This window comes from Glaciihabitans sp. UYNi722 (genome assembly GCF_040549465.1).
Classification (GTDB): Bacteria; Actinomycetota; Actinomycetes; order Actinomycetales; family Microbacteriaceae; genus Lacisediminihabitans.
The window spans coordinates 81,881-105,836 of the sequence record NZ_JBEPTL010000007.1; the positions used below are offsets into that span (position 1 = coordinate 81,881).

General features: G+C 65.1%; 26 protein-coding genes. 14 read left to right on the forward strand and 12 right to left on the reverse strand.

Annotated elements, in window-relative coordinates:
* From ABIB56_RS07120 to ABIB56_RS07130, 3 genes are all read right to left on the reverse strand, one after another.
* Complete coding sequence (locus ABIB56_RS07120) at nucleotides 1-222, reverse strand: hypothetical protein (protein ID WP_354568404.1); 222 nt, start codon at nucleotides 220-222, stop codon at nucleotides 1-3.
* Nucleotides 222-683, reverse strand: coding sequence for a QcrA and Rieske domain-containing protein (locus ABIB56_RS07125; RefSeq protein WP_354568405.1), 462 nt, complete (start codon nucleotides 681-683; stop codon nucleotides 222-224). The genes ABIB56_RS07120 and ABIB56_RS07125 overlap by 1 nt, the downstream gene beginning before the upstream one ends.
* A 168-nt stretch (nucleotides 684-851) precedes the next feature.
* Nucleotides 852-1,721, reverse strand: coding sequence for an acyl-CoA thioesterase (locus ABIB56_RS07130; protein ID WP_354568407.1), 870 nt, complete (start codon nucleotides 1,719-1,721; stop codon nucleotides 852-854).
* A gap of 67 nt (nucleotides 1,722-1,788) precedes the next feature.
* Between ABIB56_RS07130 and ABIB56_RS07135 the strand changes: the two genes are divergently transcribed.
* Complete coding sequence (locus ABIB56_RS07135) at nucleotides 1,789-2,466, forward strand: DUF8185 domain-containing protein (RefSeq protein ID WP_354568408.1); 678 nt, start codon at nucleotides 1,789-1,791, stop codon at nucleotides 2,464-2,466.
* A gap of 19 nt (nucleotides 2,467-2,485) precedes the next feature.
* Here the strand turns inward: ABIB56_RS07135 and ABIB56_RS07140 are convergent, their stop codons facing one another.
* Nucleotides 2,486-2,902 carry a nitroreductase family deazaflavin-dependent oxidoreductase gene (locus ABIB56_RS07140; protein ID WP_354568410.1) on the reverse strand — a complete coding sequence of 139 codons (417 nt, stop codon included), beginning with the start codon at nucleotides 2,900-2,902 and terminating at the stop codon, nucleotides 2,486-2,488.
* A gap of 214 nt (nucleotides 2,903-3,116) precedes the next feature.
* Nucleotides 3,117-4,769, reverse strand: coding sequence for an FAD-binding dehydrogenase (locus ABIB56_RS07145; protein ID WP_354568412.1), 1,653 nt, complete (start codon nucleotides 4,767-4,769; stop codon nucleotides 3,117-3,119).
* Between the two features lie 297 nt (nucleotides 4,770-5,066).
* Between ABIB56_RS07145 and ABIB56_RS07150 the strand changes: the two genes are divergently transcribed.
* From ABIB56_RS07150 to ABIB56_RS07185, 8 genes are all read left to right on the forward strand, one after another.
* A complete protein-coding gene (locus ABIB56_RS07150) occupies nucleotides 5,067-6,293 on the forward strand; it encodes a branched-chain amino acid ABC transporter substrate-binding protein (protein ID WP_354568413.1) in 1,227 nt (408 codons plus the stop codon).
* Nucleotides 6,294-6,417: 124 nt separating this feature from the next.
* Nucleotides 6,418-7,416 carry a branched-chain amino acid ABC transporter permease gene (locus ABIB56_RS07155; RefSeq protein WP_354568415.1) on the forward strand — a complete coding sequence of 333 codons (999 nt, stop codon included), beginning with the start codon at nucleotides 6,418-6,420 and terminating at the stop codon, nucleotides 7,414-7,416.
* Entirely contained in the window at nucleotides 7,413-8,597 is a 1,185-nt protein-coding gene (locus ABIB56_RS07160; RefSeq protein WP_354568416.1) for a branched-chain amino acid ABC transporter permease, read from the forward strand. Before ABIB56_RS07155 ends, ABIB56_RS07160 begins: the two co-directional genes overlap by 4 nt.
* A 125-nt stretch (nucleotides 8,598-8,722) precedes the next feature.
* Nucleotides 8,723-9,487 carry an ABC transporter ATP-binding protein gene (locus ABIB56_RS07165; protein ID WP_354568505.1) on the forward strand — a complete coding sequence of 255 codons (765 nt, stop codon included), beginning with the start codon at nucleotides 8,723-8,725 and terminating at the stop codon, nucleotides 9,485-9,487.
* The gene (locus ABIB56_RS07170; protein ID WP_502917578.1) at nucleotides 9,474-10,187 is read left to right on the forward strand and encodes an ABC transporter ATP-binding protein; all 714 of its coding nucleotides are present in this window, start codon (nucleotides 9,474-9,476) and stop codon (nucleotides 10,185-10,187) included. Before ABIB56_RS07165 ends, ABIB56_RS07170 begins: the two co-directional genes overlap by 14 nt.
* Before the next feature lie 217 nt (nucleotides 10,188-10,404).
* The gene (gene pdhA, locus ABIB56_RS07175) at nucleotides 10,405-11,538 is read left to right on the forward strand and encodes a pyruvate dehydrogenase (acetyl-transferring) E1 component subunit alpha (RefSeq protein ID WP_354568508.1); all 1,134 of its coding nucleotides are present in this window, start codon (nucleotides 10,405-10,407) and stop codon (nucleotides 11,536-11,538) included.
* Nucleotides 11,535-12,542: an alpha-ketoacid dehydrogenase subunit beta gene (locus ABIB56_RS07180; protein ID WP_354568418.1), complete on the forward strand. Its 1,008-nt coding sequence runs from the start codon at nucleotides 11,535-11,537 to the stop codon at nucleotides 12,540-12,542. Before pdhA ends, ABIB56_RS07180 begins: the two co-directional genes overlap by 4 nt.
* 2 nt (nucleotides 12,543-12,544) lie before the next feature.
* Entirely contained in the window at nucleotides 12,545-13,774 is a 1,230-nt protein-coding gene (locus ABIB56_RS07185) for a dihydrolipoamide acetyltransferase family protein (RefSeq protein ID WP_354568420.1), read from the forward strand.
* 137 nt (nucleotides 13,775-13,911) lie between these two features.
* Here ABIB56_RS07185 and ABIB56_RS07190 read toward each other — a convergent pair whose 3' ends face one another.
* The gene (locus ABIB56_RS07190) at nucleotides 13,912-14,481 is read right to left on the reverse strand and encodes a TetR/AcrR family transcriptional regulator (protein ID WP_354568422.1); all 570 of its coding nucleotides are present in this window, start codon (nucleotides 14,479-14,481) and stop codon (nucleotides 13,912-13,914) included.
* Between the two features lie 98 nt (nucleotides 14,482-14,579).
* On the opposite strand from ABIB56_RS07190, the gene ABIB56_RS07195 reads away from it, so the two are divergent.
* From ABIB56_RS07195 to ABIB56_RS07215, 5 genes are all read left to right on the forward strand, one after another.
* A complete protein-coding gene (locus ABIB56_RS07195; protein ID WP_354568424.1) occupies nucleotides 14,580-16,178 on the forward strand; it encodes a carboxyl transferase domain-containing protein in 1,599 nt (532 codons plus the stop codon).
* Entirely contained in the window at nucleotides 16,175-18,148 is a 1,974-nt protein-coding gene (locus ABIB56_RS07200) for an acetyl/propionyl/methylcrotonyl-CoA carboxylase subunit alpha (protein WP_354568425.1), read from the forward strand. Before ABIB56_RS07195 ends, ABIB56_RS07200 begins: the two co-directional genes overlap by 4 nt.
* A gap of 2 nt (nucleotides 18,149-18,150) precedes the next feature.
* A complete protein-coding gene (locus ABIB56_RS07205; RefSeq protein ID WP_502917579.1) occupies nucleotides 18,151-19,311 on the forward strand; it encodes an acyl-CoA dehydrogenase family protein in 1,161 nt (386 codons plus the stop codon).
* Nucleotides 19,312-19,395: 84 nt separating this feature from the next.
* Nucleotides 19,396-19,875, forward strand: a complete 480-nt coding sequence (locus ABIB56_RS07210) for a MaoC family dehydratase (RefSeq protein WP_354568426.1) — start codon at nucleotides 19,396-19,398, stop codon at nucleotides 19,873-19,875.
* Entirely contained in the window at nucleotides 19,872-20,681 is an 810-nt protein-coding gene (locus ABIB56_RS07215) for an HpcH/HpaI aldolase/citrate lyase family protein (RefSeq protein WP_354568427.1), read from the forward strand. Before ABIB56_RS07210 ends, ABIB56_RS07215 begins: the two co-directional genes overlap by 4 nt.
* A 46-nt stretch (nucleotides 20,682-20,727) precedes the next feature.
* On the opposite strand, the gene ABIB56_RS07220 is transcribed toward ABIB56_RS07215, so the two are convergent.
* The 6 genes from ABIB56_RS07220 to ABIB56_RS07245 all read right to left on the reverse strand — a co-directional run bounded on the left by ABIB56_RS07220 (nucleotide 20,728) and on the right by ABIB56_RS07245 (nucleotide 23,916).
* On the reverse strand, nucleotides 20,728-20,961 hold the full coding sequence (locus ABIB56_RS07220) for a hypothetical protein (RefSeq protein WP_354568429.1): 234 nt from the start codon (nucleotides 20,959-20,961) through the stop codon (nucleotides 20,728-20,730).
* A 171-nt stretch (nucleotides 20,962-21,132) separates the two neighbouring features.
* Nucleotides 21,133-21,693 carry an RNA polymerase sigma factor gene (locus tag ABIB56_RS07225; RefSeq protein WP_354568431.1) on the reverse strand — a complete coding sequence of 187 codons (561 nt, stop codon included), beginning with the start codon at nucleotides 21,691-21,693 and terminating at the stop codon, nucleotides 21,133-21,135.
* Nucleotides 21,693-21,950: a sigma factor gene (locus ABIB56_RS07230; protein ID WP_354568432.1), complete on the reverse strand. Its 258-nt coding sequence runs from the start codon at nucleotides 21,948-21,950 to the stop codon at nucleotides 21,693-21,695. The genes ABIB56_RS07225 and ABIB56_RS07230 overlap by 1 nt, the downstream gene beginning before the upstream one ends.
* Complete coding sequence (locus ABIB56_RS07235) at nucleotides 21,947-22,309, reverse strand: YciI family protein (protein WP_354568434.1); 363 nt, start codon at nucleotides 22,307-22,309, stop codon at nucleotides 21,947-21,949. The genes ABIB56_RS07230 and ABIB56_RS07235 overlap by 4 nt, the downstream gene beginning before the upstream one ends.
* A gap of 123 nt (nucleotides 22,310-22,432) precedes the next feature.
* The gene (locus tag ABIB56_RS07240) at nucleotides 22,433-22,924 is read right to left on the reverse strand and encodes a globin (RefSeq protein WP_354568436.1); all 492 of its coding nucleotides are present in this window, start codon (nucleotides 22,922-22,924) and stop codon (nucleotides 22,433-22,435) included.
* Complete coding sequence (locus ABIB56_RS07245) at nucleotides 22,921-23,916, reverse strand: mechanosensitive ion channel family protein (protein ID WP_354568438.1); 996 nt, start codon at nucleotides 23,914-23,916, stop codon at nucleotides 22,921-22,923. The genes ABIB56_RS07240 and ABIB56_RS07245 overlap by 4 nt, the downstream gene beginning before the upstream one ends.
* Nucleotides 23,917-23,956: the final 40 nt, after the last annotated feature.

The window sequence follows — 23,956 nt, forward strand, 5'->3', positions numbered from 1 at the left end:
TCAGTGTGTCCGACCCGCTCTTCGAGCCATTTTCCAGCTGATATCGTGATCGGTACCGAAATGAGTGCGCCGAGCGCGATGATCGGCGTGACGATTCCCGTCGGCGACGGGCGCAGGCCAGGCGGCGACGAGCGCCGTGCGGAGCGCCGCCAGCGGCACGACGATGACGACGAAATGTACGAGCAGCACATGAAGCGGCAGCCCGTTGAATTCGTAGTCCATCAGGCGGTGACCACCGCGTCACCGGAGACCTTCACCGCGATCTTCTCGAGCGGATTCACTGCCGGTCCGTGCAGCACCTTGCCGGTCGCAGCCTCGAACTTCGACCCGTGGCAGGCGCAGTCGAATTCTTTCGCAGCGGCATCCACGACACAGCCCTGGTGCGTGCAGATCGCGCTGAAGCAGACCACCTTGCCCTCTGTCGGCTGGGCGAGCAGCACGGGTGCGTCGCCGATCTTCGCCGCGGCGGTGCCACCGACAGGGATGTCAGCGAGCTTGACGACCTCGGTCCCCGCGTCGACCTTCGGCGTGTTCGCGCTGCCCCCTCCAGAGGAATCAGAAGCACCCGAGTTGCCGGCACCGGCAGGGCTGCAGGCAGCCAGTACCAGTGCGCCCGCGCCCATGACGGTGACGCTTCCGGCGGTGATGAGTGAGCGGCGGGTGAGCGTTGACGGGGCATTCATGGGTGGTTCCTCCAGGCTGGGTCGAGGTGATCGACGTCAAAAGCTTGTCACTCCTCACAACGAGGCGAGGTGACATCCGGTCCACATCGGCTGGGAATAAACCATGAACCCTGCCACAACGTCGTTATCCAGAAGCTCAGCGGCAACCGCGCTGAACTCCAATTGCGGTCAGGGTTTCGGCACCCTGACCATGCCCTCCTGGGCGACGCTCGCCAGCAGCACGCCATCGCGGCTGAAGATCCTGCCGAGGGACAGTCCGCGCCCGCCGGTTGCGGTAGGGGACTCTTCGACGTAGAGCAGCCATTCGTCGGCACGTCCGAAGCGATGGAACCACATGGCGTGGTCGAGGCTCGCCGCCTTGAGCCCCGGGGTGGCCCAGGCGACACCGTGACGGCGAAAGATTGGTTCGAGGATCGAGTAGTCGCTCGCGTAGGCAAGAGCCGCGCGATGCAGGTTGGGATCGTCGGGCAGGGTGCCGATCGCCTTCAGCCAGACCGCCTGGTGGGCGACATGCGGTCCGTCGACGGAGAGAAAGATCGGCGCCGGCACGTGACGCATGTCGAACGGGCGTCCGGTGGCCCAGGATTGCGCGATCGGATTGTCCACCCCGCGTAGGGCCTCAGCGGCGTTCGGCAGGTCTTCCGGCTGCGGTAGGTCTGTCGGCATCTCGACCTGGTGCTCGAGGCCCTCATCGACATCCTGGAACGACGCGATCATCGACAGGATGGGCAGGCCATCCTGGTAGGCCTGGGTGCGCCTGGTAGAGAACGAACGACCGTCGTGGATGCGGTCGACCGAGAAGGTGATCGGAAGCTCGACATTGCCCGGCCGCAGAAAGTAGCCGTGCATGGAGTGCACGAAGCGGGCGTCAACGATGGTGCGCTGCGCGGCAACGAGGGACTGGGCGAGAACCTGCCCACCGAACACCCGGCCGAGCGCCGACCACTGGCTCTGCCCGATGAAGATGTCTTCGTTGGTTCTCGCGTGCGTGTCGTTGAGATCGAGGGCTGCGAGCAACTCGGCGAGGGGGTCGGACATGGTTTCTCCCGTCATCCTGACGCCTCACAGCGGCGATGCGTGGCGTTCCTAGTAGTTTAGAGAGCAGATGAGCCAGACATTTTCCCTAGTTGACTCCCTCTCCCTCGGCGACCTGCAGGTATACCTCAGCCGCGCCGGTCGGGTAGAGGACGGTTCCGTGCGCCTGATCGCCGGGTCTGGTGTTCTCGCCGTCTACGTGGCGGTGCTGCATCCGGCCGGGCTGTTGGACGAGAGCCCGACAGTGCTGGGCCTGCGCACCTTCGCGCTGACCGACAGGGATGCCTTCGACGTTGTCGTACCTGTACGCTCCCTGCTGGAGCGACTCGCCCGCCTCCAGTCCGACATCGTCGATCCGACGGCCGCTGTCACCGTCAGCCTGCCGATGCAGGTGAATACTGTCACCTGGGCCGCGATCTCCCCACCGAAGGGTGGATGGACCGCGCTCGACGGTGTGGACGGATCCGGTCTCGAGGCCGTCGCCAAGGCCGGTATCGACGAGGTGGCCACCGCCATCCCCACGGGAACCGGCGAGCAGATCGTGCAGCGCGTGCGTTCCGAGGTCTGGGGCCGCCCGATCGACGGCCTGGAACACGTTCCGGCCGGAGCCGCATTCGCAGCCCTCAGCCTCGGCTTCCTCGGCGGAACGGATGCCGTGCGCATTTTCGAGACCGGCCCGTGGACGAGGCTCACCACCCCGCGCGGCCACGTGCTGGTGAAGCGCCGAGCCTGGTCGTTGCAGCGCTAGCAAACTGCCTGCCTCGGCGCTACTCGCGGTGGAAAGCCACGATCGGGATCACCCGGTCGGTCTTCTCCTGGTAGGCCGCGAATCCGGGGTTCGAACGGCTGAATTCGGCATAGAGACGATCACGTTCCGGTCCCGCGACGACGGTGGCGGTGGCGTCGAATCGTTCGACACCGTCGTCGGTCGCCAACTCGAGGCTCGCCTTCGGGTTCGCCCGCAGGTTGTGATACCAGTCCGGGTTCGTGGGTGCGCCGGCCTTCGACGCGATCACGTAAACGGTCTCACCGTCTGGGAAGTACATGACCGGGGATGTGCGGGACTGTCCGGATTTCGCTCCCGTGGAAGTGATCAGCACCAGGTGCGCACCGGCGAACGGGCCACCCACTTTTCCGTCGTTCTCCCTGAATTCCGCGATGATTCTGTCGTTGAAGTCGTTCATGGCCACCCCTCGGTCGCAGCTGCTCGGAGCTGTCTCATCGAGCCTAGACGCGCTTTCAGTTCGACGCACGGGCGTCCTTAGTGCCAAATGAAGGCATCAATGGCCTGATTCCGGATGTCGGCGCCGGAAAGCCGGGCCGACCACGCGCCGGTGCCTTCATTTGGCACAGGCGGAAGGGTTGGATGTGGGCGGCAACTCGGGGCTCGCTGTGCGGTTAGACGGACTTGGCGACCGCGCGACCCGCGACCCGGCCGGAGAACAGGCAGCCGCCGAGGAAGGTGCCTTCGAGCGATCGGTAGCCGTGCACGCCGCCTCCGCCGAAACCACTCGCCTCGCCCGCCGCGTAGAGCCCCGGAATCGGTTCACCGGATGCCGCCAGCACGCGTCCGTCGAGATCCGTCTCGATTCCGCCGAGGCTCTTCCGGGTGAGGATGTGCAGCTTGACGGCGATGAGAGGTGCGGCCTTCGGATCGAGGATGCGATGCGGGCTCGCGACCCGGATGAGCCTGTCGCCGCGGTACTTGCGGGCCTGGCGCAGAGCGGTGATCTGGGCATCCTTCGCGAAGGGATTCTCCAGCTCGCGGTCGCGTGCCTCGACCTCCAGGCGAACGCGCACTGTGTCGATAGCGATCTCGGGCGAGAGTTTCTGCATTCCGGCGAGCAGCTCGTCGAGAGTGTTGGCGACGACGAAGTCGGCACCTCGAGCCTTGAAAGCCTCGACCGGGCCCGGCGCACCCTTCCTCACCCGTTGCAGCAGCAATCCGATGTCCTTGCCGGTCAGGTCGGGATTCTGCTCGCTGCCTGAGAGGGCGAACTCCTTCTCGATGATCTTCTGCGTGAGCACGAACCAGCTGTGCTCATAACCTGTCGAGACGATGTGTTCGAGGGTGCCGAGGGTGTCGAAGCCGGGGAAGAGCGGCACGGGTAGGCGCTTGCCTGTGGCATCCAGCCAGACCGACGAAGGGCCTGGCAGGATCCGGATGCCGTGCCGCTCCCACACCGGCGCGTAGTTCTCGATCCCCTCCACGTAGTGCCACATTCGGTCGCCGTTGATCAGCCTGGCACCGGCCCGCTCGCTGATGCCGAGCATCCGTCCGTCCACGTGCGCGGGAACCCCCGACAGCAGTTTCTCCGGAGCTTTACCCATGCGGGAGGGCCACTGCTCACGCACGAGATCGTGGTTGCCGCCGATTCCGCCACTCGTAACCACCACGGCTGAGGCTCTCAGCTCGAAATCTCCGGAGATCGTGCGGTTGCTCGGTGCGCCACGCTCGGCGTCGTCGGGGGAGAGCATGGCCCCGCGAGCGCCGACGACCGCACCGTTTTCGACGATGAGTTCGTCGACCCGATGGCGGAAGGCGAGGGTTACGAGGCCGGCGTCCACTCCGGCGCGGACGCGACGGATGAAGGGTGCGAGGATGCCTGGGCCGGTGCCCCAGACGATGTGGAAGCGGGGCACTGAGTTGCCGTGACCGGTCGCGGTGTATCCGCCGCGCTCCGCCCACCCCACGACGGGAAAGAAGCGCACCCCCTGCTGGTGCAACCATGCCCGCTTCTCGCCGGCCGCGAAATCGAGGTAGGCCTCCGCCCACCGGCGCGGCCAGGCATCCTCGTCGCGGTCGAAGCCTGCTGAGGCGAACCAGTCCTGGTGCGCGAGTTCTGCGCTGTCGCGAACGCCCATGCGGCGCTGCTCAGGGGAGTCGATGAGAAAGAGACCTCCGAAGGACCACCACGCTTGGCCGCCGAAACTCGCCTCAGGCTCCTGCTCGAGGATCGTGACGCGCTTGCCGGCATCCACGAGTTCCGCGGCAGCCACGAGCCCCGCGAGACCCGCTCCCACGATGAGTGCATCCGCCTGCTGTGTCATCCATCGACCCCTTCGTCTGACGTGTCTTCATGATTGCGGAAAATCACCGAGCCTGCCGCGGTTTATTGCTGCCAGGCCATGAGGTTGTGATGATTTCGACAGCAGATGGCAGTTTTGGCTGCGAAATGCGCTAGTCGGCCAATCCGTCGGGTCGCCGTGTTTAACCTAGGTAACGACTCTCAAAGTTTCGCCAATCGGCTGTGAACCGCGCTGTAGTATCGGGACACCATTCGCAATGAGCCAGGTCGCAGGTCTGCGGTCTCGCCGCGTTACAGCATGGAAGGCAGAATCGAATTGATGTATTCCCAACGAATCGCGGCCAGCGTGGCCGTTGTCGCAGCCCTAGGACTCTTGGTCTCCGGCTGTGCGAACCAGGCGACGACCGGCGGCAGCACCGGCTCAAGCAGCACCAAGGTCGACATTCCTGCGATCACCAAGGTCGACGTTCCCGCCAACGCGGTGCTCCCGGCCGGTGACGGCAAGGGCAAGTGTCAGGCCACAACCACCATCGGTTATGTCGGTGCGGAGACCGGTGCGAACGCCGCTCTCGGTATCAACATCTACAACGGTGTGCAGCTGGCAGTCGACCAGCACAACAAGGCCAACCCCGACTGCCAGGTGCAGTTCACCAAGTTCGACACCGAGGGTGACCCGCAGAAAGCCACAGGCCCGGTAACCCAGGTGGTCAACACCGAGGCCATCGTCGGCGTCGTCGGCCTACCGTTCTCTGGTGAGTCGAAGGCCACCGGCAATATCTTCGAGCAGAAGGGTCTCGTGCACATCACCCCGTCCGCGACCAACCCCGACCTCACGAAGAACGGTTGGAAGACCTTCTTCCGCGCTCTCGGTAACGACAGCGTTCAGGGGCCAGCTGCCGCGAAGTTCGCGACGGACAAGCTGAAGGCCAAGAAGGTCTACCTGGTGCAGGATGACTCCGACTACGGCATCGGCCTCGGCACCGCGACGAGCAAGGGCCTCGGCTCGGCGCTCGCCGGCACCGACAAGGTGACCACCGGCCAGAAGGACTTCTCGGCCGTCATCTCGAAGATCATCAACGCCAAGGCCGACGCGGTCTACTACGCGGGTTACTACGCCGAGGGTGCACCCTTCGACCAGCAGCTCGTGAACAAGGGCTTCAAGGGCACCTTCATCGGCCCTGATGGCGCGAAGGACGACCAGTTCATCAAGCAGGCCGGCGACGCGTCGTCGAACGCCTTCTTCACCTGCCCGTGTATCCCCGGCGAACTGATCCCGGACTTCGAGAAGGCGTACAAGGCGGCGTTCAGCGCCGAGCCCGGTACCTACTCGATCGAGGGTTACGACTCCGCGACGGTGCTGCTCTCAGGCATCGACAAGGGCAAGACCTCGCGTGCGGACCTGCTCAGCTACGTCAAGTCCTACGACGCCGACGGCCTGAGCAAGCACTACAAGTGGGACGCCACCGGCGAACTCGCGACCCCCGCGGTCTACGGCTACAAGGTGCAAGACGGAAAGATCCTTCCGATCGGTGTGATTGGCAAGTAGTCATCGTCACGCGGGTGCCGTCGGCTTCGGAAACCAGGCCGACGGCATCCGCTTTCCATCACCGGCAATCACCTGAGCCCGACAGGCGCAGAACCATCCAAACGAGGACGCCCACTTGATCCCCATGCTTCTTTCCCAACTGCCGATGGACGACAGCTGGATCAGTTTCGACATACCGGCGTTCATCCAGAACTTCTGGAGTTCGACCTTCGACGGACTCACTTTCGGCGCGATCTACGGGCTGGTCGCGCTCGGCTACACCCTCGTCTACGGGGTTCTGAACCTGATCAACTTCGCCCACTCTGAAGTCTTCATCATCGGCTGTTACGGCGTCTTCTTCACCCTGAGCGCCCTGGGTTTCGGAGCCTCTGCCCCCAACCTGTCGGTGATCGCGATCATCGGCGACCTGTTGATAGCGCTCGTGGTCGCCATGCTCGCCTCCGCGGCCATGGCCTACGTCCTGGAACGAGTGGCCTACCGGCCGCTCCGCAAACGCAATCCACCGCGGCTGGTGTTCCTGATCACCGCGATCGGTGCCTCATTCACCATCCAGTACACGATCTTCCTCGTGCGCGGTCCCAACGCAGAGCCCGCCGTCACGATGTTCACGCCGACACCGATCTTCGATGTGTTCGGCACTATCGTCGACAACCAGCAGATCATCATCGTGGTCGCGGCAGTGATCATGATGGTCGGCGTGGATCAGTTCATCAGGCGCTCCCGCACCGGCCGCGGTATCCGGGCCGTGGCCCAGGATCCTGACACCGCGACGCTGATGGGTGTGAACCGGGATCGCATCATCCTGATCACCTTCATCATCGGCGGGCTCCTGGCCGGTGCTGCTGCGCTCTTCTACGTCATGAAGATCCCGTCCGGTGTGCAGTACAACGGCGGTTTCGTCCTCGGTATCAAGGCATTCGCCGCCGCTGTTCTCGGCGGTATCGGAAACGTTCGTGGAGCACTGCTCGGTGGCCTGCTGCTCGGCCTGATCGGCAACTACGGGCAGATCCTGCTTGGCAACTCGCAGTGGGCGGATGTCGTCGCCTTCGTCGTACTCGTTCTGGTTCTGCTGGTCAGGCCATCGGGTATTCTCGGTCAATCCATGGGAAGGAGCCGCGCATGAGCACCACGGACGGACCGACACTCATGCCGGACGCACAGGCAGCGCAGGATGCCGTCAATCGTGAGTCCGGGTCGAAAAAGCCTGGCCGATTCCACCGTCTGGGGGATCGCTGGAACGCACTCCGGCGACCGCAGCAGTGGGCGTTCCTGCTGGTCATCGTCGCCCTCGCCTACCTGCTTCCGGTCTTCAACGTCCCGATTCTCACGACCGAGCCGAGCACCGACTGGTCGATCACCTGTTTCACGATGGCGATCTATGCTCTGGTGGCGGTCGGCCTCAACGTGGTGGTCGGTTACGCCGGCCTGCTCGACCTCGGGTACGTGGCATTCTTCGCCGTCGGCTCCTATGTCACGGCGATGCTCACCAGTCCCGATTCGCCGTTCCTGCACATCCCCTATCTGTGGACGATCCCGGTCGCGATGGCGGTCACGATGTTCTTCGGCGTGGTGCTCGGCGTACCGACGCTGCGGCTCCGCGGCGACTATCTCGCCATCGTCACTCTCGGTTTCGGTGAGATCGTGCGAATCCTGGCCACGATCATCCCCGCCATGAAGGGCCAGGTCGGCTTCCAAAACGTGGGTCGTCCGCCCGGAACGGCTGCGGATGGCACGCCGATCTTCTCCAACTCCAACGGAACTCCGTGGTACTGGCTGGCACTGACGATCACCATCATCATTCTGCTGCTGGTCGGCAACCTGGAGCGGAGCCGCGTTGGTCGCGCCTGGGTCGCCATTCGCGAGGATGAGGATGCCGCCGAGATCATGGGCGTGCCGGTCTTCAAATACAAGGTCTGGGCCTTCGCCATCGGAGCCGCCGTCGGCGGTCTCTCCGGTTCGCTGTTCTCTGGTCAGATCGGATTCGTCAACAACCAGAAGTTCGATGTGCCGACCTCGATCCTGTTCCTGGCCGCGGTGGTGCTCGGCGGTGCGGGCAACAAGGTCGGAGCGATTATCGGTGGCGCCATCGTCGCCTACGTCCCGTTCCGCTTCACGGCGATCGCACCCTACAAATACCTGATCTTCGGCGTCGTTCTGGTGATCCTGATGCTTTGGCGTGCCAGAGGACTGTTGCCCGCGCGGCAGAAGCTGCTGGCCTACGGCAAGTCGACTTACGAGCGCGTCACGAATCGTGAATCCGAACCACCCGCCACAGGCCTCGCCCCGGAAGGGGAGCGGAAGTGAGCGCGGAAACGCCGGCCGCGGCATCCGGCTCCGAGGTTGCTCTCGACGAGCTGGGCATCGACAAGGACACCGCAGAAGGTGCGGCGCCCGAGCGAAACATCGCTGTGGGCGTCGGCGAGAACATCATGGAGATCCGGAATCTCACCGTCAAGTTCGGCGGCCTCACGGCTCTGGACGACGTGTCGTTCGACATCAGGCGCGGTGAGATCCTCGGTCTCATCGGCCCGAACGGCGCGGGCAAGACCACCTGTTTCAACGCCATGACCGGCGTCTACAAGCCGAGCGGTGGCCAGGTGACGCTCGACGGACAGTCCGTGCTCGGGCGAACCCGCCACAGGATCACCAGACTGGGGCTTGCCAGAACCTTCCAGAACATCAGGCTCTTCGGCGAGATGACGGCACTGGAGAACGTGGTCGTCGGCCTCGATGCCAGACACAAGACGAGTGTCGTCGGCGCCCTGCTGCGACTGCCCCGTCATCGTCGCGAAGAGAGGTCCTCGATCGAGCGTGGCATGGCCCTCCTCGAATTCGTCGGAATCGCGGATGACGCGGCCGTGCTCGCCCGTCACCTCTCCTACGGCCACCAGCGTCGCCTCGAGATCGCGCGTGCGCTGGCCACTGACCCCAAGGTGCTCTGCCTCGACGAACCCGCTGCGGGATTCAACCCGGCGGAGAAAGAAGATCTGATGACGCTCATCCGCGCTATCAGGGACGACGGGTACACCGTGCTGCTGATTGAGCACGACATGAAACTCGTGATGGGCCTCACCGATCGCATCATCGTGCTCGAGTTCGGCAAGAAGCTCGCCGACGGCATCCCCGTCGATATCCGCAACGACCCGCGAGTCGTCGCCGCCTACCTGGGGGAGCCTGAAGATGACGTTGCTTGAACTGAAGAACGTCAGCGTGCGCTACGGGCGCATCGAGGCGATCCATGACATGTCCTTCGCGGTCGACGAGGGTGAGATCGTCAGCCTGATCGGCGCGAACGGTGCGGGTAAGACCACCACCATGAAGACGATCTCGGGGCTGCTCAACCCGAGCTCCGGCAGCATCCATTTCGACGGTGAAGACATCACCACCATGAAGGCGCACATCCGTGTCGTCCACGGCATCTCGCAGGCGCCAGAAGGTCGCGGGGTGTTTCCTGGTATGACGGTATTGGAGAACCTCGACATGGGCGCTTTCGGCCGTAAGGACCGCAGCAGCATGAAGGTGGACTTCGAGAGGGTATTCACGCTGTTCCCGAGGCTGGCGGAACGCAGGTCACAGGTGGGCGGAACGATGTCGGGCGGTGAGCAGCAGATGCTCGCCATCGGTCGCGCACTCATGTCGCAGCCGCGACTGCTACTGCTGGACGAGCCCTCGATGGGACTCGCTCCGCAGTTCATCAAGCAGATCTTCACGATCATCTCGGAGATCAATGAGCAGGGTACGACGGTGCTGCTCGTCGAGCAGAACGCCAACCAGGCCCTCGCACGAGCCGACCGGGCTTTCGTGCTCGAAACCGGAACGATCACCCACAGTGGCACCGGCAGGGAACTGCTGGCGAATCCCGCGATCAAAGAGGCATACCTCGGCGTCGGTTGATCGAGAGCCGTGGTGCGCGGCGGGTTGTGTTCGCCGCATCGGGTGACTAGCGTCAAGGTATCTCCGGGTAACGATGCCCGGGCCGGCCAGCGGTTTACCAACCGCGGCTGTGAGTGATCGCCTCGCCGCCGACGTACCTGTTGAAAGCGGAGCAGATCGGGAGATCATGTTGCGCGCAACTGTTGCTGACCACACGCTGGACCACCAGCTGGGGGGCATGAGCGATGAACTCGTGCAACTCCTCACCCCGCAGGGAGAGCGGGTGAGCAACCATCTCTACGATCCATGGATCGCGGATCTCACGCCGGGGCAGTTGCTCGGGCTGTATGAAGATCTCGTCGTCGTCCGCCGCATCGACACCGAGGCCACCGCACTGCAACGACAGGGTGAACTGGGCCTCTGGCCGCCGCTGCTCGGTCAGGAGGCTGCCCAGGTCGGCTCGGCCAGGACGCTCCGCGCCGACGATTTCGTCTTCTCCAGCTACCGCGAGAACGCGGTGGCCTACTGTCGGGGCGTCGAACTCATCGACCTCGTCCGTGTCTGGCGCGGCACGGCAGCTTCCGGGTGGAACCCCTACGACGTGGGCATGGCCACCCCCGCGGTGATCATCGGCGCCCAGACGCTTCACGCCACCGGCTATGCGATCGGTTGCGCCAAAGACGGCGTCGACTCGGTGGCTGTCGCGTACTTCGGTGACGGCGCCACCAGCCAGGGGGATGTCAACGAGGCGATGGTCTTCGCCGCCAGCTTCCATGCCCCGGTGATCTTCTTCTGCCAGAACAACCAGTGGGCGATCTCCGAGCCGGTTGGCCTGCAGTCCGGGCTGCCACTCGCCTCGCGGGCGCCGGGGTTCGGCATCCCGAGCCTGCGGGTCGACGGCAACGATGTACTCGCGGTCACAGCGGCGATGCGCTGCGCGCTGGACAGGGCGCGCACGGGCGGCGGGCCGACCTTCATCGAGGCCGTGACCTACCGGATGGGGCCGCACACGACATCCGATGACCCGAGTCGCTACGTCGACCCGGCTGAGCGGGAGAAGTGGGCCGCCAAGGACCCGATTGCCCGAGTGGAGGCTTTTCTCGAGAGCGAGGGTATTCTCACCGACGAGGCCAGGGCATCGGTCGCGGCGAAGGCGGATGACGTGGCCACCCATTTTCGTGCGGGCTGTCTCTCGCTCGAGGACCCCGAGGCGCTGAGCGTCTTCGACAACGTCTACAGCACACCGCACTCGGGACTCGCGCGCCAGAAGAGCCAGTACGCCGCGTACCTGGCCGGCTTCGAGGCTCCTGCTGACGCTTCCGCTGATCTCGACGCTCACGCTTCCATCGATGTCGAGGGAGGCGAGCGATGACCGAACTCACCCTCTCCCGCGCCATCGGCACGGGCCTTCGCCGTGCACTGGCTGACGATCCGAAGGTCGTTCTGCTCGGGGAGGACATCGGCAAGCTGGGCGGCGTGTTCCGGGTGACCGACGGTCTGCAGGAGGAATTCGGGCGCGACAGGGTGATGGACACGCCTCTCGCTGAGGCTGGCATCCTCGGGACCGCGGTGGGGCTGGCCTTCCGCGGCTATCGTCCGGTCGTGGAGATCCAGTTCGACGGCTTCATCTATCCGGCCTTCGACCAGATCGTGGCCCAGGTGGCGAAGATGCACTACCGCACTGCGGGCGCGGTGACGATGCCGATCACGATCCGGGTACCGTTCGGCGGCGGGATCGGGGCGGTCGAACATCACTCGGAGTCGCCGGAGGCCTACTTCACGCACACGTCCGGTCTCCGGGTGATCGCCTGCTCGAACCCCCAGGATGCTCACACGCTGATCCGCCAGGCGATCGCCTGCGACGACCCTGTGCTGTTCTTCGAGCCCAAGCGGCGCTACTGGATGAAAGGCGAGGTCGAGGAGGAATTCGGGCCACAGACACTGTCGATGGAGTCTGCGCGGGTCGTGTGCGAGGGGACGGATGTGACCCTGGTGGCCTACGGTCCGCTGGTCGCAACCGCGATGGATGCCGCGACCGCAGCATCCGACGACGGCATCTCCATCGAGGTGATCGACCTGCGTTCCCTCTCGCCTGTCGATTTCGACACCGTCGAGGCGTCGGTGCGCAAGACCGGACGCCTGGTCGTCACCCACGAAGCACAACAGTTCGGCGGACTGGGCGCAGAGATCGCTGCGAGCATCACCGATCGCTGCTTCTACTTTCTCGAGGCCGCTCCCGCGCGGGTCACCGGTTTCGACGTGCCCTACCCGCCGGCCAAGCTCGAAGAGCACTTCCTACCAGACCTCGACCGGATGTTGGACGCTGTCGACCGCGTACTCGGTCGCGCGAATTCCCTCACCGGCTGGAAGGCGTGACCATGACGACTAAGGAATTTCGACTTCCCGATCTCGGCGAGGGACTCACGGAGTCCGAACTCGTCGCCTGGCATGTTGCCGTCGGCGACCTCGTCAGTCTCAACCAGACGATCGCAGAGGTGGAGTCCGCCAAGGCGGTGGTGCAACTGCCTTCGCCCTGTGCCGGCGTCGTCACACGGCTCGTCGGTGAGCCCGGCGCGACGATGGCTGTCGGGACGGTGATCGCCGCATTCGAAGTGGAGGATGCTCCCGCTCCCGCGCGCAACCCGGTCCTGGTGGGGTACGGGGCCCCGGTCGAGCGTACCGACCGGCCGCAGCGCCGCGCGCGGAGCGGGGTGGCGGCGTCGTCTGGAGTGACTTCGACGGGCTCAGTCGCCGAACGACCACGGTCCACTCCGCCGGTGCGTCGGCTCGCCCACGACCTCGGCGTGGAACTCGAGTTGCTGAGGGGGAGCGGCGAAGACGGCGTGATCACCCGCGAAGACGTGCAGGCTGCGGCATCCGTGGTCTCGGTTTCGCCCGTCGCGCAGGTGGGGGAGACCAGAACCCCGATCTCCGGGGTGCGGAAGCGCACCGCCGAGGCGATGGTGTCGAGTGCGTTCACGGCGCCGCACGTGACGGAATTCCTGACGGTGGATGTCACGCCCACCGTCGAGCTCGTGGAATCCCTGCAGGCCGGAAGGGAGTTTCGCGAGCACCGGCTGACCATGCTGACGGTTGTCGCAAAGGCGGTGTGCCTCGCAGCGGCGCGTACTCCGTCAGTCAACTCGCGCTGGGACGAGGCGAATCGGGAGATCGTGCAGTTCGATCACCTGAATCTCGGTATCGCGGTGGCGACGTCCCGGGGGCTTCTCGTGCCGAATATTCCGAATGCGGAATCTTTTGCCCTCGGCGAGCTGGCTGATGCGATCACGGGACTCGCCGAAACGGCACGCGCCGGTACGATTACGCCAGCGCAGCTGTCGGGCGGAACTTTCACCATTTCGAATATCGGGGTTTTCGGTGTCGGTGCCGGGACCCCGATCATCAACCCGGGTGAGGCGGCGATCCTCGCCACCGGCGCAGTTCGTCGGATGCCGTGGGAATACCGCGGTGAGATCGCGCTCCGGCAGGTGATGACGCTGAGTCTCTCCTTCGACCACCGGCTGGTCGATGGTGAGCAGGGTTCGCGGTTTCTTACCGACGTCGGAGGGATTCTGGGCGAGCCCGGGCGTGTGCTCGCGATGGTCTGAGTTCCCTGAATCGCTGGAAACGGGGTCATTGCGGCCGGACCGGGCCGTCGCGTTGACCCGTCTTGGCCGCAATGACCCCGTTCGCCGTGTTTGGCTGACCGGCATTCTGGGGACGAGCAACGCCGCGCGGCGGGGTGTCAGCTGTTGAGGGCGGCCAGCGCCATCCTCTCCAGAATCGCGCGCAGGTCGCGGGAGTTGCCGGTGTGCGGCGTCGAGTTGATCAGCCCGAAGGTGGCATGGGCGCGAGTGCGCAGGGCGAGTGCGAGGGCGTCCGGATGGATGCGTTCCAGCGCGGCTACCCAGAGCTCGACGTATCCGCGCTGGAGGGCACGAACCCGGTGGCGGTCGGGGTCGGCGAGGCTGTCGAGATCCCGATCCTGCACGCGGATGACGTCGGGATTGGCGAGGGCGAAGTTGACGTGGAAGGCGACAAGGGCTTCGAGAGTGGTGGCGGCATCCGTCTGGCTGTCGACCACCCGCTGGCCACCGTCACGCAACCCTTCGCTTACGCCGACGAGGAGCGCCGCCAGCACCGCCTGCTTACCGCTGAAGTGACGATAGACGGCCGGGCCGCTCACGCCGGCGGCAGCACCGAGATCCTCGATCGACACCCTGTCGAAACCGCGCTCGGAGAAGAGTCTGGCTGCGGCTTCGAGCAGCGCGCTGCGGCGGTCGGCCTTGGCCCGGCTGCGAACGGTGTCGGTCATCCTCCCACTGTAGACAATTCAGTGAGTACCCATTAACCTAAATTGAGTTAGTGGTTACTAACTGGCTTGTCGATCTGGGTTGTCAATGGAGACGCGCGATGGAAACACTGGAGAGCCGTGTCGACTCGGGCGACGCCTCCTTCCTGGCCAATGACAGCGCCCAGCGTGCCCTGGTGACGGAGCTCAGAGAACGCGTGGCCATAGCAGCCCTCGGCGGCTCGGAGAAGTCACGGCAGCGCCACATCGCGCGCGGAAAACTGCTGCCACGAGAACGCATCGACCAACTGCTCGACGAGGGGAGCCCGTTCCTCGAGATCTCGCCCCTGGCTGCCAACGGTCTCTATGGCGATGAGGCGCCGGGCGCCGGGGTGATCGCCGGGATCGGCCTGGTCGAAGGCCGTCATGTGCTGGTGATCTCCAATGACGCCACCGTCAAAGGTGGCACCTACTTTCCACTCACGGTCAAGAAACATCTGCGCGCGCAGGAGATCGCCTTCGAGAACCGGCTGCCGTGCATCTATCTCGTGGACTCCGGTGGCGCCTACCTGCCGATGCAGGACGAGGTCTTTCCCGACAGGGACCACTTCGGCCGGATCTTCTACAACCAGGCACGGATGTCGGCGGCGAAGATCCCGCAGATCGCCTCGGTGATGGGATCCTGCACTGCCGGCGGCGCCTACGTGCCGGCGATGAGCGACGAGACGGTGATCGTGCGCGGCCAGGGCACGATCTTTCTCGGCGGACCCCCTCTCGTGAAGGCAGCCATCGGTGAGATCGTCACGGCGGAAGAACTCGGTGGTGGCGACGTGCACGCACGCATCTCCGGCGTGACCGATCACCTCGCGGATGACGACCAGCACGCCCTGCAGATCGTGCGCGACATCGTCTCGACCTTTCCCCGGCCGAACACCCAGGCCTGGGATGTGGTCGAGAGCCGTCCGCCGATCGCCGAGGAGAGCGAACTCTACGGCGTGGTTCCGACCGATGTGCAGTCGCCCTACGAGGTGCGCGAAGTGATTGCGAGACTTGTCGACGGCAGCGAGTTCCATGAATTCAAGAAGGAGTACGGCGCGACACTGGTGACCGGTTTCGCACACCTGCACGGGCATCCGATCGGCATCGTCGCGAACAGCGGCGTGCTGTTCAGCGAGTCTGCGTTGAAGGGGGCGCACTTCATCGAGCTGTGCGACCAGCGCGGTGTCCCGATCGTCTTCCTGCAGAACATCTCCGGTTTCATGGTGGGTCGGGACGCCGAGGCCGGTGGCATCGCGAAGAACGGCGCGAAGATGGTCACCGCCGTCGCGACCGCCAGAGTACCGAAACTCACCGTCGTGATCGGCGGATCCTTCGGTGCAGGTAACTACTCGATGGCGGGGCGCGCGTATTCGCCGCGCTTCCTCTGGATGTGGCCAGCCAGCCGTGTTTCCGTGATGGGCGGACCGCAGGCGGCGTCGGTGTTGGCGACGGTACGTCGTGAACAACTCGGCGACGAGTGGTCGGCCGAAGACCAGGCCGCTTTCGAGACCCCGATCCGTGAGCAGTACGAGGCGCAGGGGAGTCCGTACTACTCGACGGCCAGGCTCTGGGATGACGGCATCATCGATCCCGCAGACACCAGGACGGTGCTCGGTCTCGCGCTCGATGTGTGCGCGGCCGTGCCGCTGGAGGACAGCGCCTTCGGCCTGTTCCGCATGTGAGGGGCGCCACGTTCGGCACCGTCCTCATCGCCAACCGTGGGGAGATCGCCTGCCGTATTCTCGGCACGCTGCGTCAGCTCGGCATCCGATCCGTGGCCGTCTACACGGATGCCGATCGCCGGGCGAAGCACGTCGCGATGGCGGATGCCGCGGTGCTGGTCGAGAGCTACCTCGACTCAGCGGCGATTCTGCGGGCGGCTCGGCTGGGCGGCGCGGAAGCGATCCACCCCGGCTACGGATTCCTCTCGGAGAACGCCGGCTTCGCGCGGGAATGCGCAGCCGCCGGCATCGTGTTCATCGGGCCCGGCGTTGACGCGCTCGAGACGATGGGCGACAAGATTCGCGCCAAGAAGCACGTGGCCGAGCACGGAGTGCCGGTCATCCCCGGTATCGCCGAGCCGGCACTGACCGATGAGCAGCTGATGGCGGCGGCGGCTGAGGTCGGCTACCCGCTGCTGATCAAACCGTCGGCCGGCGGTGGTGGCAAGGGGATGACAACGGTCGTCGAACAGAGTGAGCTTGCCGAGGGGCTCGCCGCATCCCGCCGTGTCGCGCTGGCCGGCTTCGGCGACGACACGCTCTTTCTCGAGCGGCTGGTTTCGACACCGCGTCACATCGAGGTGCAGGTGCTCGCAGACTCCCACGGCACGGTGCTCCACCTCGGGGAGCGGGAGTGTTCGCTGCAGCGTCGTCACCAGAAGATCGTCGAGGAGGCACCCTCGGTGCTTCTCGATGCGGCCACGCGCGCGCGGATCGGCGAGGCGGCCTGCGAGGTCGCCCGCAGCGTCGGCTACATCGGAGCTGGCACCGTCGAATTCCTGGTCTCCAACGACAGGCCAGACGAGTTCTTCTTCATGGAGATGAACACCCGACTGCAGGTGGAGCATCCGGTGACCGAGATGGTCACCGGCATCGACCTCGTCGAGTGGCAAGTGCGGATCGCCGCGGGCGAGAAGCTCTCCCTCGGCCAGGACGACATCGTGCTCAACGGTCATGCGATCGAGGCGCGGCTCTACGCCGAGAACCCGTCCCGCGGGTTCCTGCCGTCCTCCGGTACTGTGATCGCCGTCGAGGAACCGACGGGAGTCGGCATCCGCGTCGACAGCTCACTCATCCATGGCCTGCCGGTCAGTGCGAGCTACGACCCGATGCTCGGCAAGCTCATCGCCTGGGGTGCGGATCGTGCGCAGGCGCTGGCACGCCTCGACGCCGCCCTCGCCACCACCACCCTGCTCGGGGTGCACACGAATCTCGAGTTTCTGCAGGCCCTGCTCGCCGACGCCGAGGTGCGGGCCGGCCGCCTCGACACCGGGCTGATCGAGCGAATGCTGGGCGGCATCCGGTTCCGAGGCGTCGACGATACCGCTCTCGTGGCTGCCGCACTTTACCTGCACAGCCAGCGCTCCGGGCCCGGTTCACCGTGGAACCAGCCGAGCGGATGGCGCGTGGGAGAGCATCGCGCAACCCGCTACAACTTCGCCACCAGCGCGACCGAATCCACCGATGTTTTCGTGACCGGCACGCCCGGCGACGCGCTCATCCGGGTCGGCGGTGGATTAGAGCGGCACGCCAGATTCGAGGCAAACCTCGAGCTCGACGGCGTGCTTCACCCGCTGGCGATCGCGCAGTCCGGCGACAGCATCTGGGTGTCCGAGCGCGGAATCGCCTGCGAACTGATGGTGCGTGACAGGGCGAAACAGCTCGCCGATCACCGCGCCACCATCTCCCGGCCGGTCGGTGCTGCCGATCCGGAGGTGCGCGCCCCGATGCCGGGCACTGTCGTGGCCGTCAGTGTCTCCACGGGAGACACCGTGGAGACCGGGCAGGTTCTTCTCACCGTCGAGGCCATGAAGATGGAGCACACAATGCTCGCTTCGCTGGCCGGCGTCGTCACCATCACCATCCACCCTGGCGACCTGGTCAGACTCGACCAGGTCGTCGCGCGAATCGATCCCCACGAAGGAGCGTAATCATGAGCAGTGAGCTCACCGACGACCAGCAGCAGGTCAGCGACACGGTACGAGAGTTCGCCGACACCGTCGTCGCGCCCGTCGCCGCGAAACACGACGCGGAGCACAGTTTTCCCTACGAGGTGGTTGCCCAGATGGCGGACCTCGGACTGTTCGGCCTGCCCTTTCCGAAAGAACTCGGCGGCCAGGGCAAGGATTACTTCTCACTCTGCCTCGCCGTCGAACAGCTCGGCCGCGTCGACCAGAGCGTCGGCGTCACGCTCGAGGCCGGCGTCGGGCTCGGCGCGATGCCGGTGTTCCGCCGTGGTACGGAGGCTCAGAAAGAAGAGTGGATGCCGCAGCTCGCGAGCGGCAGAGCGCTCGCCGGTTTCGGCCTAACCGAGGCCGATGCCGGGTCCGACGCCGCGGGCACCAGGACGACCGCCGAGCTCGACGGCGGCGAATGGTTGATCAACGGCACCAAGCAGTTCATCACCAACTCGGGCACCGACATCACCAGGCTGGTCACGATCACCGCCATCACCGGCGCTTCCAGCCGCGAGGACGGCACCATCAAGAAGGAGCTTTCCGCCATCCTGGTGCCGACACCGATCGCCGGCTTCACCGTCGAGCCCGGCTACGACAAGGTGGGTTGGCATGCATCCGATACCCACCCGCTGACCCTCACCGATGTGCGGGTGCCGGAGGAGAATCTGCTCGGCCAGCGAGGCCGGGGTTACGCTAACTTCGTGCAGACCCTCGACGAGGGACGGATCGCTGTCGCCGCCCTCGCCACCGGCGCGGCCCAGGGCTGCCTCGACGAGTCTGTGCGCTACGCGAAGAGCCGCAACGTCTTCGGTCGCAGCATCGGGTCGAACCAGTCCATCTCGTTCAAGATCGCGCGAATGCAGGCCCGCGCCCATACCGCCCGTCTCGCCTACTACGACGCGGCCGCCCTCATGATGGCCGGAAAGTCTTTCAAGGCCCAGGCGTCCATCGCCAAGATGGTCGCGGGGGAGGCGGCGATGGACAACGCCCGAGACGCCACTCAGATCTTTGGCGGCTACGGCTTCCTCAACGAAAATCCGGTTGCCAGGCAGTTCCGCGATTCGAAGATCCTCGAGATCGGTGAAGGAACCACAGAGGTGCAGCTCATGGTCATCGCCCGCGAACTCGGGTTCTGAAGCCTGCGAGTATGAATGGAGTCTTCTCGTGATCGACGTCGTCACACGGATACCATCGGAACCGATCTACCCAGGGAGCACACTGTGACCGAACCGGAAGAGAAGACCATCGAGCAACGGGGGCTCTACTACGAGGAGTTCGAGCTGGGTACCCGCTACCTGCACCGACCGGGCCGCACGGTCACGGAGGCCGACAACGTCGCCTTCACGACGATGACCATGAACACCCAGGCCCTTCACCTGGATGCCGCATGGGCCGCGACCCAGCCGTTCGGCCAGCGCCTGGTCAACTCGATGTTCACCCTCGCCACGCTCGTCGGCAGCTCGGTCGCGCAACTGACCCAGGGCACACTCGTCGCCAACCTCGGATTCTCGGAGGTGACCTTTCCGGCCCCGCTTTTTCACGGCGACACCCTGTACTCCGAGACGGTCGTCGAGGAGAAACGACTCTCCGCGTCGCGACGTGGCCAGGGCATCGTCACCCTGCGGCACACCGCGCGCAATCAGGACGGTGTGATCGTGGCGACCGCCGTTCGTTCGACACTGGTCTGGTGCGTGCCATGACCTTCGACCTCGGGCCGGCTATACTGTTTTGCCCGGCCGATCGCCCTGAGCGCTACGCGAAGGCGGCGGAGCGGGCGGATGCTGCGATCCTCGACCTCGAGGACGCCGTCGCCCCCGGCGACAAGGCCGCTGCCCGCGAGGCGCTGCTCGCGAACCCGCTGGACCCGGCTCGCACCGTCGTGCGGGTGAATCCGGCGGACACCGAGGAGTTCGCCCGAGACCTCGCCGCGATCGCCCGCACCGAGTATCGCCTGCTCATGCTCGCGAAAACGACGAGTGCCGCCCAGCTGCAACTGCTGGCCGACTACGACGTGATTGCGCTGTGCGAGACTGCCGCGGGTGTGCTGGCGGCGCCGTCGATCGCCGCGGTGGAGAACGTGGTCGCACTCATGTGGGGTGCGGAGGATCTGGTGGCATCCCTCGGCGGTACGTCCAGCCGTGTCGATGACGGTCGGTACCGTGACGTCGCGGTGCATGCCCGGTCGAGCGTGCTGCTGGCGGCCGGGGCATCCGGCACGGCCGCCATCGATTCCGTGCATCTCGACATCGCCGATACCGCGGGGCTGGAGAACGAGGCGCGGGATGCCGCAGCCGTCGGCTTCGTGGCGACGGCCTGCGTTCACCCAAGCCAGGTGGCGGTCATCCGCTCGGCCTACGCTCCGACGCCGGACGAGTTGGACGCCGCCCGCGAGTTGCTCGCTGCCGCTGTCGGCCAACGGGGCGTCTTCCGTTACGACGGCCGGATGATCGACGGCCCGGTCTTGCGTCACGCGGAGCGGGTCGTACGGCGCGTCGCCTCTTCCTAGCTGCGCCCGCTATCGATCTGTCCTGTTGATGGGTGCTCGGCGGCTATTAGTAGCGGCGTCGTTCCCAGGCCCAGGCGCGGAAGAAGAGGATCGCCACGGCCAGAATCGCCGCTCCCGCTTCGAACCATAGGCCGACGAGGATCCCGGCGGGGTTTCGCGTGAACAGAATGAGGACTATTGCCACGAACAGGCCGAACCCGGCGAGCACGATATCGACGATCCACAGTCGGCGAAGGAAGGGATTCGCCGTATCTGTGCTGGTCGTGAGTTCCGTCGTCATCGCTGCTCCTTTGCACAGGCATCCATGCTTGTCATGAGTGAACTTCAGTCTTTCGCACAATCGGTGGGAACGCCAGTGCCATGGCTGTGGCATCGAGTTGCGTCGTGTCGTTGTTCCGCTGAGCAACGAACAACGACACGGCGCAACTCGATCCCGGGATGGGAGAGTAAATCAGGTGCTCGCGATGCGGCCCAGCAGGAACTCGCGCTCGATATCATTCGTGGCCAGGTCGAGCGCCTGCCGGTAGGCGATGACGGCTTCTGTGGTACGGCCGAGCCGCTGTAGGAGGTCCGCTTTGACCGCTAGCAGATAGCGGTATCCCGCGAAGCGGGTATCGTGCTCCAGCGCTTCGACCTCGTCCAATGCCTCTGCCGGCCCCGACACCATCGCTACCGCCACTGCGCGGTTTAGCGCCACGACCGGCGACGGCCAGACGCGCAGCAGTACGTCGTACAGCGTCACGATCTGGGGCCAGTCCGTCTGCTCGTAGGTCGGAGCCTCGGCATGCAACGAGGCGATGGCCGCCTGCAGCACATAGCGCCCGGGGCGCCCGCCGCGGAGTCCGTCCATGATCAGTTCGTGCGCTTCGGCGATCATCGGACGATCCCAGAGGGATCGGTCCTGGTCTTGCAGCCGCAGCAGGCGACCGTCGCCGTCGATCCTGGTCGCACGCCGTGCATCGATGACCAGAAGCAGGGCGAGCAGCCCCCACATCTCCCGCTCATCGGGCATCAGCTCGACCTGAGCACCTGTTCGCGCCGGATCGCATCCACCACGCGACGTCTGGCCGTGGTAGTCAGCCACGCCTCCGGGTTGGCGGGGATCCCGTGGCGGAGCCAGGACACCATGGCCTCGGCATAGGCCTCCTGCACGCATTCCTCCGCCAGGTCCAGGTTCCGTGCAGCGCGCGCCGTCGCGGCGAGCACCAGAGCCCAGCCGCGACGGTGAGCGTCTTCGACCGCAGCCTCAACGGCTGCCTTAGTCGTCATGCCGTAGCAGGCCGATCCACGATGAAGCCGCCCTCGACCGGGCGCACCTCGACTCCGCCACCCTGCTGGGTGGCCGGGTTGCGTCCTGCGATCTCCAGCGCCGCATCCAGGTCTGGCGCTTCGATAACAAAGAACCCGGCTATGACCTCTTTGGCATCGATGAACGGGCCATCGGTCACCACGTCGCCGCGAATCGAGGTGGCGGTCGTGTCGGCGGGTTCCAGCGCGAATGCTGCGACCATGGATCCGGCGGCCACCACTTCGTCGGCATACCGGCCGTGGGCGTCACGTTGCTCAGCCGTCACCTCGTCGGTGCCGGCAGCGTTCGTGGTGTAGATCAGGACTGCATATTGAGCCATCGGACTCTCCATTCAGATAGTGGTTATCGTGCCTTTCATAACTACGTCGAACGGTCGAGAAGAAATCGACAGCGCTGAATCGGATTATCTTCGATCGGCTGTCGAGGTGTCGATACCTGAGGGCTATTCCTCGAAGGTGTTGACCATCGCGTGGGCGGCGCGGTCGAGGTATCCCCAGAGCGTCGCGTCGTCGAGTGGGGACAGCTCCAGGGCGTCCACAGCCGAGCGCATGTGGGAGAGCCAGCGGTCGCGGGCATCCGGATTCACCCTGAACGGCAGGTGACGCATACGCAGTCGTGGGTGTCCACGCTGCTCGGAATAGGTTGCAGGGCCTCCCCAGTACTGTTCCAGGAACCCGGTGAGTCGCTGGATCGCACCCTCCAGGTCGTCGGGCGGATACATCGGCAACAGCACAGGATCGGACTCGATGCCCGCATAGAAGTGACGCACGAGTTTCTCGAAGGTTGGCCTGCCGCCGACCTTCTCATAGAAGTTGCCGGTGGCGGCTTCGCCGTGCTCGCTGACCCTGAGAGTGACCGGGTTGACCTGGCCGCCGGGAGATTCGCCGCCGGGAGGTTGGCTGTCGGGTGATCGGCCGCCCGGACGCTCGGTCATTTTCGGACCTTCGGAGGCTGGGTGGGGGCCGCCGGGGCAAGCGGCACCGGCTTGGTACGCGGAGGCTGGGCACCTTTCACACTGGCTGCGCCCTCGAAACCGCTGAGCACGATGCTGTTGAGCGAGGGGAGGCGCACACCCATCTCATCGAGGCTGCGCTTGAGGCGCATGCGCAGTTCGCGGGCGACGTCGTCTTTCGACGAAGAGCGCGTCTTCACGACTAAACGAATGATCAGGGCTTCGGCCGAGATCGACTCGAGTCCCCAGATCTCCGGTTTTTCGAGAATGCGACTGCGCCACTTCGTGTTCTGCGCCATGTCGTTGGCTGTGGCGAGCATCCGTGCCTGCACCTCGTCGACATCCGTGTCGTATGGCACAGCGAGGTCGATGATCACGCGGGCCCAGCCCTGGGACATGTTGCCCACCCGCAGGATCTCGCCGTTGCGCACGAACCACAAGGTGCCGTTGACGTCGCGCACCTGGGTGACGCGTACGCCGACCGATTCGACGACCCCGGTCGCGGGGCCAAGGTCGACGACATCGCCGACGCCCAACTGGTCTTCCATCACCATGAACAGGCCGTTGAGTACGTCTTTGATGATGTTCTGCGCGCCGAAACCGAGGGCGGCGCCGAGCACCCCGGTGAGCGCCACGAAGGAGCCGAGTTCGAAGTGCAGCGAGCCGAGGACGAGCGTGATCGCCGCGAGGATGATCACCCAGGTAACGATATTGCGCAGCACCGCTCCGATCGTGCGAGTGCGCTGCACGACCCGCACTGCGGCCAGCGGCGAGGCGACGAGTGCCTGGGTATCGTCGACGTTCTGCTTCTTCTTGACGCCAGAAACGATCTGTTTCACCATGTGATCGATCACGACGATGAGAATCCACCGCAGTACCACGGCGCCGATGATCACGAAGATGATCTGGAACAGGGAGGGGTGGGTGCGGAAGAAGGTGAAGATGGTGTCCCAAAAAGCGGTCCAGCCGTTCATCCGTGTGCTCCCTTCATCGCTGTTCAGTGTATTCGGAGCA